We start from the raw sequence: 13,127 nt of genomic DNA, 5'->3' as shown, positions 1-13,127 counted from the left end.
CATTTAGCGCGAGCGTTTACACAGGATAAGATCCATACCGTTTCCGGAACCACTTTCTTGTTTCCTCTTCGAAATTGGACTGTGCTGATGAGTTTGAGCGATGGTGGCTTCGCTCATACACTACGCGCTACCAGGCCCCTGCCCGTTTCTTAGGCTTAACGTTGTAGCTCAAGACCCCGGGGGCTCAGCCTCCCTTCTCCGGTTCTTGCCGCTGCGCAAATCCCTCGATCTACCTGCCGCCGTCGTGTGGTCGCACGGCATCATCCAAAGACCTATTTAGGCCGTCATGACTAGCCAATCTTCGCCATAAGGCGCCCCGCCGCCCCCTGCTCTGCCGCGAGATTGCGATTATAAGCGAGCGGCATCCGCGGCGACTTCCACCGCAGCGCGTCCATGATGCCGGCCAAATCCTCCCCGCTGGCGAACAGGTCCTGATTGAGCCCGATCCGCGTCGAGTGCGCACTGATCCCCTTCAGCAACCGCGCCAGATCGTCCGCCGTCAAATCGGGCAGCGCGCCACGGTCGAACGCGCGGCCGATGATCGACCGAAAGATTGGTCCGATCGAGCCCGGGTGCAGCGCCACGGTGCCGATGTCATATTCGACGCGCGCCTTCACCGCCGGCTTGGACAGCGTCTTGCGCAGATCCCACGTCTCCCGGCCCGAGATGCTGTCGATCGGCCGACCGCGCACGGCTGCCCGCGCCTTGTAGCGCCGCACCTGCACCCGCCGGAACAGCGGCCCTGTCGTGATCCCCGCCGCTTCGGTCCACGCCGCGATCGCCGCGACGGTGCGCGGGCTGAGGTAGGCGGTCGCCCCGTCCCCGTCTTGATCGCCCTTATGACGCAGAATCTGCAGCAGCCGCGCTTCGGGATCGATCGCCTCCTCAATATGCTCAATGGCGACCGCCACCAGTTCGGAGGCGCGCAGCCCGGTGTCATAAGCGGCCGATAGCAGCGCCCGATCACGCAGCCCCGGCAGATCCTCGCCACAACTCTCGAGCAGCGCGCGGATGTTGAGCCCCCGCGCCTTGTCGCGCTCGACGTCGCGCACCGGGCCCTTGAACCGCAGCGGCCGCGCCTGCTTCTGCGCAGCCCCCTTCTCGCGGCGCACCGTCTGGAGCCGCAGCTTCACCAGCGGCGCCGGCGTCGGATCCTTGAGCTCGAGCAGCTGGTGGATCTTGGCGATCGACGCCTTGTAGCGGGATAGCGAGGCCGGCCGGCTCCCCTTCCCGGCCCGCGCGTCGAGATAATCGGCCACGGTCTCGGGCGTGGCCGGCAGCGCGATCCGGTTGTTGCGCCTACACCACGCATCGAACGCCTCGACGTCGGACTTGAGCGCACGGATGCTATGGGGCGATGAAGCGGCCTGATAGGCGGCGATCAGGCCCTCGTTGACGGTGATGCGCTCGCCGGCGCGCATCTGCACGATCGTCCACGCAAGGTCGGCCGGCGCCCTGACGGCCGGCAGGACAGCCTCAGGCGGCGCTACGGGGATTTCTGGCCCTTCCCGGGCGGTTTCGGTGCTCACGACGCGCCTCGCTCCTCAGCCGCGCTTGTAGCCCACCTTATAAAGAACGGTCAAATCTGCTTATGTGATAACTGCAATTATCGAATGTCCACTTTCGGGAGGTCACGGATGTAGAAACGAACTGCTGACTTTGGTTTCCCGCCATGGCATTGTCGCCATCCTATGACGCGGACAGACAACCTGCGCGCCGACGACAGCCTGCTCCTGCTCGGGCGCCTCGATGGCCGATTGCACGGTAGTCCATGCGCCGACATCTTTCTCGCGCGCTCGCGCCTGGAAGGCGCCACCGTCCTGGCCGGCCTCGCCGGCGTGCCGATCGCGGTGCGCGACCTGCAGGACTGGATCGCCGGCCGCACACCCCCTCCCCGCGCTTCCGAAGGCCTCAACGATCCGATCTCGGTTGCCGCCGTCTTCCACCTTGCGCTCAGCCGCGACGAGGATCTCAAGGATTCGCTCGGCCGCGCCACGCTCAACGTGCTCCGTACGGTACTCGATGACCGCACCGAGGCGAAGGTTTATGCGGCCGAAGACTTGGCGCACTTCGGGCCGATGTGGCGACAGCTGCGAACCGTGGCGGACGCCCCCTTCCCTTCCGGTGACCTCCTCTCTGTCGCCAACCGCATTTTCCAGCTGTTCGCGCTGACCGAACCAGCGGCACCAGGCAGCTGGGATGTCGTCAGCGTCGATGGTCGCGCTCTCGAGCTGCCTCCCCGTGGACGCGATCGAAACTGGCTGATCGCCGCCGCCGTACCGCGGATGCTGTGCCGCGCTGGCTTCACGACCCGCGTGATCCCCTCGTTCATCCTGATGTCCAAGTTTCTGCCCCCCTCCCCCGCCGATCTGGCAGAGACCTTGGCCCAGGCGATCGGTCGGACGGCGCATGCTGGCTTGCGCGACCTCGACGCGATCGAGCGTGCGGCGTCGCGCATCCAGACCGATCTGGCCGTCACGAAGCGGAGCAAGGCCCCTCTCCTTGCCCGCCTGCAGCTTGCCTATCCGGGCCTTCAGCCGGCCGCTGTCGCGCGCCTGTTGAAGGTCACCCCGCAAGGCGCGCGCAAGCTACTCGCCTCACTTGCTCATCCCTCTTGAACCACAGACACCGTGCAATCCAAGCCACAGAACCCTCCGTCCCGGCATCACTTCATCCCGCAGTTCCTCCTCGACCAGTGGAAGGATGGCGACACCCTGCTGCGCTATCGGCGCAATCGGATCGGGGAGATCGAGAGCAGTCCTGCATCACCCAAGAGCGTCTGCTTCGAGCGGGACCTGTACAAGACGATCGGGTTCCCGCCCGAGCATGCCCAGCAGATGGAAACCCTGTTCATGCAGGTGATCGATGACGCTGCGGCCAAGGTTCACGCGCTGCTCCTCGACGGCAAGGTCAACTCGCTCAGCGACGCGCAATGCTCGGATTGGGGCCGGTTCGTCATGTCGCTGTGGTTCCGGACACCGCTGGATATGCGCGGCATGAAGGACGCCGTCGGCGCTCTCGCAAGCGCAGAGGCCGCGAAGTCCGTGCTGCGCGGCGAAGATGGGGCGCTGCCGCCCGAGGCCGTGAGCGCGCTTCAGATGGAAGTCCTGCGCTTGGTCATCGACGACGCGGATCGCGGACGAGCGTTCATCAACATGGACTGGCGCATAATCAAGACGAACAATCGCCGGGAATTGTTCGTCTCCGATTGGCCGCTCGACGTGCCGGTCAGCTTCGCCTGGCTTGGTAGTGCCTCGTCCTATGTCACTCTTCCGATCGGACCGGAGACCCTCTTCGTTGCTGCCGGGTCCACTACGCTGGCAAATCGGATCGTGAGCCTACCCGAGCGAGAACTGATCACGCGGCAGAACCGGTCGACCGTGGGACATGCCCAGGCGTTCGTAGGCGCGAGGACGCGTCAAGCCGGCGACTTCATCCGCGCGAACTTCGGCCTGCGAAGCCGCCACTCCGTGACGCAGAGCACCGCCGACAAATATAAGCGGGACGCCATATAAGGCGGCGACCTCGCCAGACGCCGCGCTCCATCACCCTACGACAGCAGCCCCTCGATCGCCTTCAAAAGCTCGGCGGGCGACGCCTCAGCCTTCGGCGGCACCTTGATCGTCAGCCCCCCTCCCCGCGCCTTCGTATAGCGCAGGATGACCTTGCCCCCCTTGCCGGTGATCTCCTTCTCGGCGGCAGCCTTCACGGCTGGCGCGACAGTCGCCTTCACGAGCCGCTTCGCGACTTCCGGCCCGCTCAGCTTCAAGCCTTTCTGGCTGCGCTCTTCCTCGATGCGTTCAGCCTCTTCGCGCATCTTCGCCAGCGCCTTCGGATCTCCGGTAAGCGGCTTGATGTCACGCGCGACGCGTACCGTGATGTCGTGCGTATCGGAGAACGCCGCGACAACTGGTTCGGGCAAGCGCGCAACGTCGAGAAGCCGGCTCAGCCACGACTTGGAAAGGTTTAAATGCTCGGCCATCTGCGACTGCGAGCCCTCGTAGAACTCCGCGAGCGCCACCGTATATTCCTTGGCCCGCTCCCAATCCGAGATGTCCTTACGCGAGCGGTTCTCGACATCTGAAACCCGGAACGCCTCCTCGTCCGTGACACTCTGGATCGTCACCAGATACTCGAACTCCGGGTGGTGATGCGCTCGCAGCCATTTCACCGTCCACCAACGGCGGACGCCGGCGATGATCTCGAAGTCGAAGTTCGGGTCATCTTTCAGACGCCGAACGATAGCGGGGATCCGTTGCTTCTTGGCGGAGAGGAAGGAGTCGATGAGATCGCGGCAGCTATCTTCGTTCAAATGATCCAGATCGCGATTGTGCATCCGCCATGGGCGGCACCGCTCCGGATCGACCCACTCCGTCCGGTCGGCGACCGTTTTCCCCGTCGCGATGCGCGCGAGCGTCTGGCTGCGACTTGCCATGATGCCGTCCGCAGGGGTCGCCTTATCGAGGTTCTCCTCGTCGTCGAGCCCCTCTGTGAACATCGAGCCGAAGCCCTTGTTGCCCTTGCTCATCGGCCCGTTTCTCCTTCTCTCTTGCCCTCGCCGACGGGTGCCAACAGGCCAGAGTTGCCACGTGGCAACTGCGCCGCCCCCAGGCGCTTGCACTGACGTTCCTGCCGTGTGCGATCTGACATGGTATTCCTACCTAACATATTGCTTCTATTGGGTTCTTCCACTTTGTTGTCACGTGGCAACTCGGTGATCCGGCTTCGTCTCACTCCCCGATTGCCCGTGCTCGCCGACGTGAGAAATATCGGAGTTGCCACGTGGCAACTCTCCCTAAATTCGGCCCCCTGCCCTGCTCGCCCAGGTGCGCAGAACGTCCTGCTCAATATCCTGGCAAACGTCGCTGAGATGCTTCATGCAGCGGTTGTAGACCTCGTGCGACGTGACGGGCTTGTCGAGTTCGAAAACGGTTTTCATCCTGGAGCTGGCATTGTCGATTTCGGCGCTGGTGACCATCACCGACTGCGTCATTGAGCCACCGAAGACCTGCCGCATCATCGACAGTATCTCCCGGTGCATCGACTTGCTCTCGTCCACGCGGCTGCCGACCAGCCGGATGAAGTTGTAGGCCGGCCTTCCCCGCCCCGCGAGTTGCTCGAGCTGCTTCATCGTCGTTCGCGTCATGTCGATGAAAGATACCGTCGAGGCGAAGTCGACAAGGCTCGGCGGCACCGGAATGACCATGCAGTTAGCGGCCTGGAGCACAGCCATCGACACCATGCCCAATGCCGGCGGCGGGTCCATGATCACGACGTCATAGTCATCGACCACCTCATCAATGGCCTGCGCGATCAGGTCGATGATCTCCATGTTCTGATTTCGCGCCATGTGCCCGGCGATCTCATACTCGAGATTATAAAGTCGCAGGTTCGACGGGATCAGGTGGAGGTTGTGAAAGTGCGTCTTGCGGATAATCTTGCGAACGCCAAGCAGCTCCGGATTGTGAAAATGCCCGTAAAGCGTGTCTTCCTCGTCGAGGTCCACGTCGGGGCGATAGCCGAACATCATGGTTGAAGACGCCTGGCTGTCGCAGTCGATGAACAGGACCCGGTAGCCCTTGATGGCAAAATGCTGGGCGAGATGCAGCGCGATCGTCGACTTGCCGACGCCCCCCTTGAAGTTGCAGACCGAGATGATCGCCGGGGTATCGGTTGGCTCGCGCCAGGGACGCGTTCCAAACACCTCGCGCATATGATCAAGCTCTTCGAGCGTATACTGCAGCCTATGCCCGGAGCCCGTCCGCCCTCGAGCGGGGAGGCGGCCGTCGCGCTCCGCTTCCCGGACAGCAGATGCCGTCCGCCCGACCAGTGCAGCAGCTTTCGAAATCGGGAAGGTCGGACCCTTCTTCTGACCGGTTTCGGGATCAACCGCGCTGTCACGAATGCGCTTGAGGATCGTCAACGACTTTCTGTGGAGCACGTCCAGACCACCTTCGATGAGGTCGTCCGGCTGTGCTAGGGAGGGGTCGGTAGCCATCTCAGTCCGCTTCTGTGGGTTTGATGCGCCATGATAGCCACGTTGGCAGTTTCGAGCAAGGAAATGGCCACCAGACTTACAAGTTGACCGATGATCTCCGAGCCCCTTGCGCATGTGCGCGCTTTCTGGCCAATCGGCGGCGGCTGCGACCGATGATCTCCGTGCCTTTGCGTGTTGCTGCAAAGTCTGGCGCTGGGATTGTGGCGACAAACGGCTACCTGTGGATAACCACCGATGATCTCGGTACTTTGCGATGATCTCGGTGCGTATCAGCGATGATCTCGGTGCGAGCCGACCGATGATCTCAGAGCCCATACCTATTACTAGAATCACCCTATAAAAAACCGATTCGCGAATCGTTTTGATTTTTCGATTTTGGGTGAAGGAGGGCAGGGGGAGGCCGCAGAACGGCACCGACATCATCGGTGTTTCTGCAACTCTCGCGGCCTTTTCCCCTCCCAAACTGCCAACGGGGTTGATTTCACGCCTCAAACCTGTTGAGACATGCCCATCACAGCCCCCGGTCGATTCGGGGGGAAGGGCAGACCATGAATGGGGATCAGCATAGGCCGCTGGGGCATCAGTACGCACTAGCCATGCTCAACGGCGGCGAGGAGAGCGTCCGCAAGCTCGCCACCACCGCCGGCACCCAGCTCACCTTGGACGCATTCCTGCGCGTCCAGGACGAAGAACCGGTTCCTGCCTTCCTCCACTCCGCGCTTTGTGCGATGTCGCTGCCAACCAAGCGGCCCAAGGACGACACTCAGCCCATCGTCCGTGAGGACGGCAAATATGCGCTGGCCATCAATCCCAGGCCAGTGCTTCAGAATGTCGACGGCAAGTCCGTCATGCGAAGCCTTGGTGTGCCTTATGGCGCCTATCCACGCGTTGCCCTGATCTACCTCCTCTCTCAGGCGGTCATGAAGCAATCGCGGGACGTTTATCTTGGCCGCAATTTCACCGAGTGGATGCGCCGCCTTGGCTACCAGACCGTGTCTTATGGACCACGCGGGACGGCCAACCTGATGCGAGAGCAGGTGGATCGGCTGCTGGCGTGCGAGTGGCAGATCCGCTGGGACGGCACCGACACGGAAGACAACGCCTTCGCTGTCCGGGACGTCAAGATTTCCAACGAATATGCCGGTTCGCTCGACAAGAACGGCTCATTCGCGCGCGAAATCCGTATGTCCGAGGCGTTCTACTCGCACCTCATCGACCATGCCGTGCCACTCAATGAGATCGCCATCCGCGAGCTCAAGGGTACGCCAACGGCGCTCGATCTCTACACTTACCTTGCCTACCGACTCCCGCGGATTGGATCCGACAAGGGCCAGGTTATCTCATGGGACCAGCTCGCCAAGCACCTTGGCAACGAGGCCGACAGCAAGCGCTTCCGACAGACCGTCCGCGAAACCATGCAGATCGTGTCGGCGGTCTATCCCAACGCAAATGTCGATCTCTCCGGGCGGAAGGTCATTCTTCATCCGTCACCGGCACCGCTGGAGCGCAAGCTCGTGGGGCCGCACCTTCGACTCGTCGGGGGCGAGGCTCCGAAAACGGCACCGAGATCATCGGTCAAACCGGCCCATGCAGCGAAGTCCGCGCCCGCGAAGGACGATGCGCCGACTCTTCCGTTCCCCGCCGGGTCTCTCTCATACGGCACGCGTGAGGCCGTCTTCCGCCAGATCGCGCTGACCAAGGGCCATCCGTGGTCAGTGGATGACATGGCGGCTGCATTCCGCAAGGGATGCCCCGATTTTAGCCGGCCGCGCACCGATTCAGAGTGGCTGCGGATCTGGGAGAAGTTCGTCGTCGCCTATGCTGAACGCCGCGCGAATCGAAGCGACGACTAACCGATGATCTCCGAGCCGTTCGCGTTGAGGCGAGCGCAGGCTGAATCTGTCTCCAAGTCTCAGACCGACCGAAAAGAGGAAAGGAGGGGCCGAGCGTGTAAGCAGGAGGTAGAATTATGCCGCTTACAGCCAGACGGCCATCGCAGGAGATAGTCGACATTGTCGGGGCCCTGGGCGGCACGTGGAGCGGCAATGTCGCGATGTGCCGCTGTCCCGCACACAGCGATCGCGATCCAAGCTTGTCGATTCGGCAAGGGGATCGCGGCATTCTCGTCACCTGTTTCGCAGGATGCTCGCGCGAAGACGTCCTGCGTGAACTGCGCCTTGTTCGCCCGGGTCGCCATTATCCGCCACCCGCCTTGGCGGACTCGCCGCGGCCGATGAACGTCGAAAGAATCTGGAATGAGGCGGTCGACGTTCCGGGCACCCTTGCCGAGCGCTACCTCCAGTGCCGGAACCTCCTCCCACCACCACGCGATCTTCGCTTCCATCCGCGTTGCCCTTACCTGCCCAAGCCGAAGACGATCTTCGAACCCGCTCTCCTGGTAGCGGTGCGCGAGGGAAACCGTCTGGTCGCAATTCAACGCATATTCCTGAACCCCGACACCGCCCATTACACGCGCAAGGTCATGCTTGGCGCCCCGGGGCACGGCGCTTGGCGGGGCGGGGCAGGGGGCAACACCCTTGCCATCGCCGAGGGCTTTGAGACGGCCGACGCTTTCGCGCGCCTGAGCAACCTCCCGTGCTGGGCTTCACTCGGCGCACGTCGGCTCAACCAGCTCGTCATTCCGCCCACGGTCACAACGCTCCTGGTCGCCGAGGACAACGATTCCGAAGGGCACAGGGCAGCCGAAAGTGCCCAAGCGCATTACGCCCGGTCGGGCCTCATCATCGAACGCGCGCCCCCGCCGCCAATCTACAAGGATTGGGCAAAGGCGCTCGATGCCCGAGCGCAGCAGAGCCGCGCCTAGGCGCGAAGCGCCGGAGGAGAGGGGAGGGGGATCGAAAGGGTGTCGCTGCCGAGGGTGCAGCCCACTCTGGAGACCACACCCATGTCCGATCTCTTCGAAGCGGCCGCCCAGGCTGAGCGCGAGGCCGTGCGCCTCCTTCTACCCCGTCTGCGCTCCGACGAGGCCATTCAGCGTCGTCACCTCAACGACGCGATGACCAAGGCCTTCGGCGGTTCTGATGCCGACGGTCGCTGGACACAACGCGCCAGCTTTGAACTCCTCGAGCATGCCCTTGCCATCCATCTTCAGTCGAGCGCCCAAAAAATTGCGGCGTTCGGCGACGTCCGCGCGCTGATCGATTTGTCCGATCGCCTGCCCACTCAGACGGTTCGCAGCGAGGATCAGATCGAATGGCAGCAATTCTCGACACCTGTCGACATCGCTGCGGTTATGACGCTTCTCGCCAACGTCCAGCCCGACGACATCGTGCTCGAGCCGAGCGCGGGTAACGGCCTATTGGTCGCGCAGCTCCGTCACGTCGAATCGCTCCATCTGAACGAGCTCGATCCGCTCCGCCGTGGCCGATTGAAGGCGGCTTTCCCCTCAGCATCGATCACCGGGCACGATGGTGCGACCATCAATTCCACCCTCGCAAGCGTCGATCGACCAACCCTCATCCTGATGAACCCGCCCTTTTCGAGGTCGGTCGGCCGCGGCGCCGACGACTATGCCGCAGTCCGTCATCTGCAAGCGGCGCTGCGCCGTCTTCAACCGGGCGGCCGGCTCGTTGCCATCATGCCCGATTGGTTTGGCCCGAGCGCACGCATGCGTGAGCAATATGAGACGATCCTGCGCGACGTGAGCGTCCTGGCGGCCGTCCGTCTCGAGAAGTGCTACCTGAAGCATGGGACTTCGATCGCCGTGCGGTTGTTTGTCATCGACAAGGTCCCCGGCCGGTCGCCCCCCGCGCTCATCCAGCGTTCGTCCGTTGCCGAGCTGCTCGATATCCTGATCATCCCCGAACGATCGTCGGCGAAGCCCGATCGCGGAGCGTCGGCGCCGAAGCGCTCAGGTGGAGTTTCGCTCTTCCGGGCCGTCAAAAGCAGCCGTCCGGCGCCCCGCGCCTACCATGCCCCGGCACGCAACCACGTGCTCCCCGTCGAATATGCGAAACTTGAGACGCCGGCGCCGCTGCTCGAGCAGAGCGGCGTCTATCTTCCATATCGACCGAGCCGTATCAGCTTCGCGAGCGCTGGCGAGCATCCAACGCCGCTCGTCGAATCTGTCGCCATGGGCTCGATCCCGGCGCCGGTCCCAGAGTATGTGCCGGCGCTGCCCGAGCGCACCGTCGCCGAGCGGCTGCTCTCCGCCTCCCAACTCGAGACGGTCGTCTACGCGGGGCATGCCTGGACCCAGTGGATCCCAGGCACTTTCAGACCCGACAAGGAGGGTGTCGGCCTCGTGCTGGCCGAAGACGGCCATTCCTATCGTAAGGGCTTCTTCCTGGGCGACGGCACGGGGGCGGGGAAGGGTCGTCAAATCGCGGCCTGCATCCTCGACAACTGGCTCCAGGGCCGCCGCCGCAACATCTGGGTCTCGAAGAATGCGCCGCTCCTCGAAGACGCGCGACGCGACTGGACGGCCCTTGGCGGCCTTAACGGCGACATTCAGCCCATCTCCAACTGGAAGATCGATGAGCCGATCAGCCTCGACCAGGGCGTGCTGTTCGTCAGCTATCCGACGCTGCGTTCGATGCGTGGTGACTACGGTCGCCTGAAGCAGCTGGTTGACTGGGCCGGGGCCGATTTTGACGGTGTCATCGCCTTCGACGAGGCCCACGAGATGGGCGGCGTTGCGGGTGGGGAGGGCGCTCTCGGCACCAAGGATGGATCCCAGCAGGGAATCTGCGGCGTGCTCCTCCAGAACCAATTGCCCGCGGCCCGCGTCCTCTATGCTTCAGCCACCGGCGCCTCTGTCGTCAACAACCTCGCTTATGCGGTCCGACTGGGGCTCTGGGGCCCAGGGACCGCCTTCCCCGACCGGGAGCAGTTCATCAGCAGCATCAGCAAAGGCGGGATCGCCGCGATGGAGCTGGTCGCGCGCGATCTCAAGGCCACCGGCCTCTACATGGCCCGCGCACTGAGCTTCGCAGGTGTCGAATATGACATTCTGCGCCATGAGCTGACCGCCGCGCAGATCGAGATCTACGACACCTATGCGGACGCGTGGTCGATCATTCACCAGAACTTGGAGAAGGCGCTCGAACTGACCGGCATCGTCGATGCGCTTGAGAACGCGACTTTGAACAGCGGCGCCAAGGCATCCGCGCGCTCGCGGTTCGAGTCCACGAAGCAGCGCTTTTTCGGACAGGTTCTGCTCTCCATGAAGCTCCCCACCGTCATCGCCGCGGTCCACGAGCATCTCGCCGCGGGGCAGTCAGTCGTGATGCAGCTCGTCACGACGGCCGAGTCCATTCTTGACCGGAGACTAGGCGCGCTCAGCCCCGACGACCGCGCGGACCTCGAGATCGACCTCTCGCCCCGGGAATATATGATCGACTATCTGGAGCGCGCTTTCCCGACCCGTCAGATGCGGATCTTCACCGACGAGACCGGCGCGCAGCGCTCGGTTCCGATGGAAGACGAGGCGGGCAACCCCGTCTACAATCCCGAGGCCGAAGCGGCGCGGGCCCAGCTCATCGAGAATCTCTGCGCCCTTCCGCCGATCATGTCGGCGCTGGAGGGCATCCTCGAGCATTTCGGTCACGATAATGTTGCGGAGGTGACCGGGCGCACGAAGCGCCTCGTCTCGACCGGCGATGGACGGCAGAAGCTCGAAAGTCGCTCGACCAGGACCAGTCAGGCCGAGGCCGCCGCGTTCATGCAGGGTCGCAAGCGGATCCTCGTCTTCTCCGATGCGGGCGGCACTGGGCGCTCCTATCACGCCTCTCGAGACGTCCCCAATCAGCAGCAGCGCGTTCATCTCCTGCTCGAACCCGGCTGGCGGGCCGATCGCGCGATTCAGGGCCTTGGCCGGACCCATCGCACCCATCAGGCGAGCACACCCCTGTTCAGGCCGGTGACGACCGACTGCAAGGGCGAGCTCCGTTTCACGAGCACGATCGCCCGCCGGCTCGACAGCCTGGGCGCGCTCACCCGCGGTCAACGCCAGACGGGTGGTCAGAACCTGTTCGATCCCGCCGACAATCTCGAAAGTGAATATGCCTGCGCGGCCCTGGTGAGCTGGTTTCATCTGCTCGTCGGAGGGAAGCTGACCAGCGTCTCCCGTGCCGAGTTCGAGAAGCGCACCGGTCTCGAGCTCTGCGACAAGGACGGCGTCATGAAGGACGACCTCCCGCCGATCCAGCGGTGGCTCAACCGCATCCTGGCGCTGCCGATCGCGCTGCAGAACAAGATCTTCGACGAGTTCCTCGCACTCGTCGAGACGCGCGTATCGGCCGCGCGCGAGGCCGGACGGCTCGATGTCGGCGTTGAAACCATCCTGGTCGATACGGCGACCCTCATAGACGACACCGTGCTGCGCACCGACCCGGTCAGTGGCGCGACCTCTCATCTGCTCACGATCGAGATCGCTCGGCGGCGGACGCCGGTCTCCCTTGAGCGGGTCCTGCGCATCGCCGACAATGACGGCACCGCCGATTATCTGATGAACGCCAAGTGCGGGATGGTTGCGCTGCAGACCCGCGCCCGCGCCCTCATGGAGGAGAAGGAGGGCACACCGATCCCGCGGTTCGAACTCATCCGTCCCACGCGGCGCGAATATATGCGCGAGCAAGAGCTGTTCGAAAGCGCCTGGAGCCCCATCGATCGCCAGCTCTTCTCCGAGAAGTGGCTGGAAGAAGCACAGGAGGCGGCCAACAAAGTCGATACGGAAACGATCCGCCTTGCGACGGGCCTCCTTCTCCCGATCTGGTCCGCGCTTCCCAACGACCACCTCGTCGTCAATCGCATCGCGGACAAGGAGGGCAACAGTTGGCTCGGCCGCCTGGTGTTTGACGATCACGTCGTGCAGCTCTTCACGAAGCTCGGCCTGGACCGGACCGACAATCTCCCGCCCACCGACCTCGTGAAATCCGCGCTGACCGGCCGGAGCGTCGATCTGGCACGGCCGTTCCCGATGTGCATCAAGCGCTCCCTCGTGAACGGATCACCCCGGATCGAGCTGGTGGGTGCGCCGCCGGCGCAGCTCGCCTGGCTCAAGTCGATCGGATGCTTCACCGAGGTGATCCAGTACCGGACCAGGGTCTTCGTGCCGGTACCGACGGCAGCCGAGATCGTCGGGCGGATCGTCTCGGGCTCGCCCTGA

General features: G+C 63.6%; 8 protein-coding genes. 5 read left to right on the top strand and 3 right to left on the bottom strand.

Annotated features, from left to right (window positions below):
* Positions 1–290: 290 nt before the first annotated feature.
* Positions 291–1,529 carry a site-specific integrase gene (locus tag XM50_RS02780; protein WP_046407195.1) on the bottom strand — a complete coding sequence of 413 codons (1,239 nt, stop codon included), beginning with the start codon at positions 1,527–1,529 and terminating at the stop codon, positions 291–293.
* A gap of 162 nt (positions 1,530–1,691) precedes the next feature.
* Between XM50_RS02780 and XM50_RS02775 the strand changes: the two genes are divergently transcribed.
* Both XM50_RS02775 and XM50_RS02770 read left to right on the top strand, forming a co-directional pair.
* On the top strand, positions 1,692–2,618 hold the full coding sequence (locus tag XM50_RS02775) for a hypothetical protein (RefSeq protein WP_007406383.1): 927 nt from the start codon (positions 1,692–1,694) through the stop codon (positions 2,616–2,618).
* Between the two features lie 12 nt (positions 2,619–2,630).
* Complete coding sequence (locus tag XM50_RS02770; RefSeq protein WP_037456194.1) at positions 2,631–3,515, top strand: DUF4238 domain-containing protein; 885 nt, start codon at positions 2,631–2,633, stop codon at positions 3,513–3,515.
* Positions 3,516–3,550: 35 nt separating this feature from the next.
* On the opposite strand, the gene XM50_RS02765 is transcribed toward XM50_RS02770, so the two are convergent.
* Complete coding sequence (locus tag XM50_RS02765) at positions 3,551–4,528, bottom strand: ParB/RepB/Spo0J family partition protein (RefSeq protein WP_007406427.1); 978 nt, start codon at positions 4,526–4,528, stop codon at positions 3,551–3,553.
* A 267-nt stretch (positions 4,529–4,795) separates the two neighbouring features.
* A complete protein-coding gene (locus tag XM50_RS02760) occupies positions 4,796–5,998 on the bottom strand; it encodes an AAA family ATPase (RefSeq protein WP_037456192.1) in 1,203 nt (400 codons plus the stop codon).
* A gap of 548 nt (positions 5,999–6,546) precedes the next feature.
* Between XM50_RS02760 and XM50_RS02755 the strand changes: the two genes are divergently transcribed.
* The 3 genes from XM50_RS02755 (at position 6,547) to XM50_RS02745 (ending at position 13,127) form a co-directional block, all read left to right on the top strand.
* A complete protein-coding gene (locus XM50_RS02755) occupies positions 6,547–7,851 on the top strand; it encodes a replication protein RepA (protein ID WP_037456189.1) in 1,305 nt (434 codons plus the stop codon).
* 116 nt (positions 7,852–7,967) lie between these two features.
* Entirely contained in the window at positions 7,968–8,822 is an 855-nt protein-coding gene (locus XM50_RS02750; protein WP_046407191.1) for a DUF7146 domain-containing protein, read from the top strand.
* An 81-nt stretch (positions 8,823–8,903) separates the two neighbouring features.
* Positions 8,904–13,127: a strawberry notch-like NTP hydrolase domain-containing protein gene (locus XM50_RS02745; protein ID WP_046407204.1), complete on the top strand. Its 4,224-nt coding sequence runs from the start codon at positions 8,904–8,906 to the stop codon at positions 13,125–13,127.

It is taken from the genome of Sphingomonas sp. Ag1 (assembly GCF_000980895.1).
Classification (GTDB): domain Bacteria; phylum Pseudomonadota; class Alphaproteobacteria; order Sphingomonadales; family Sphingomonadaceae; genus Sphingomonas; species Sphingomonas panaciterrae.
Note: the sequence above shows the minus strand (reverse complement) of the source record. Positions and strands in the feature narration are given on the sequence as shown.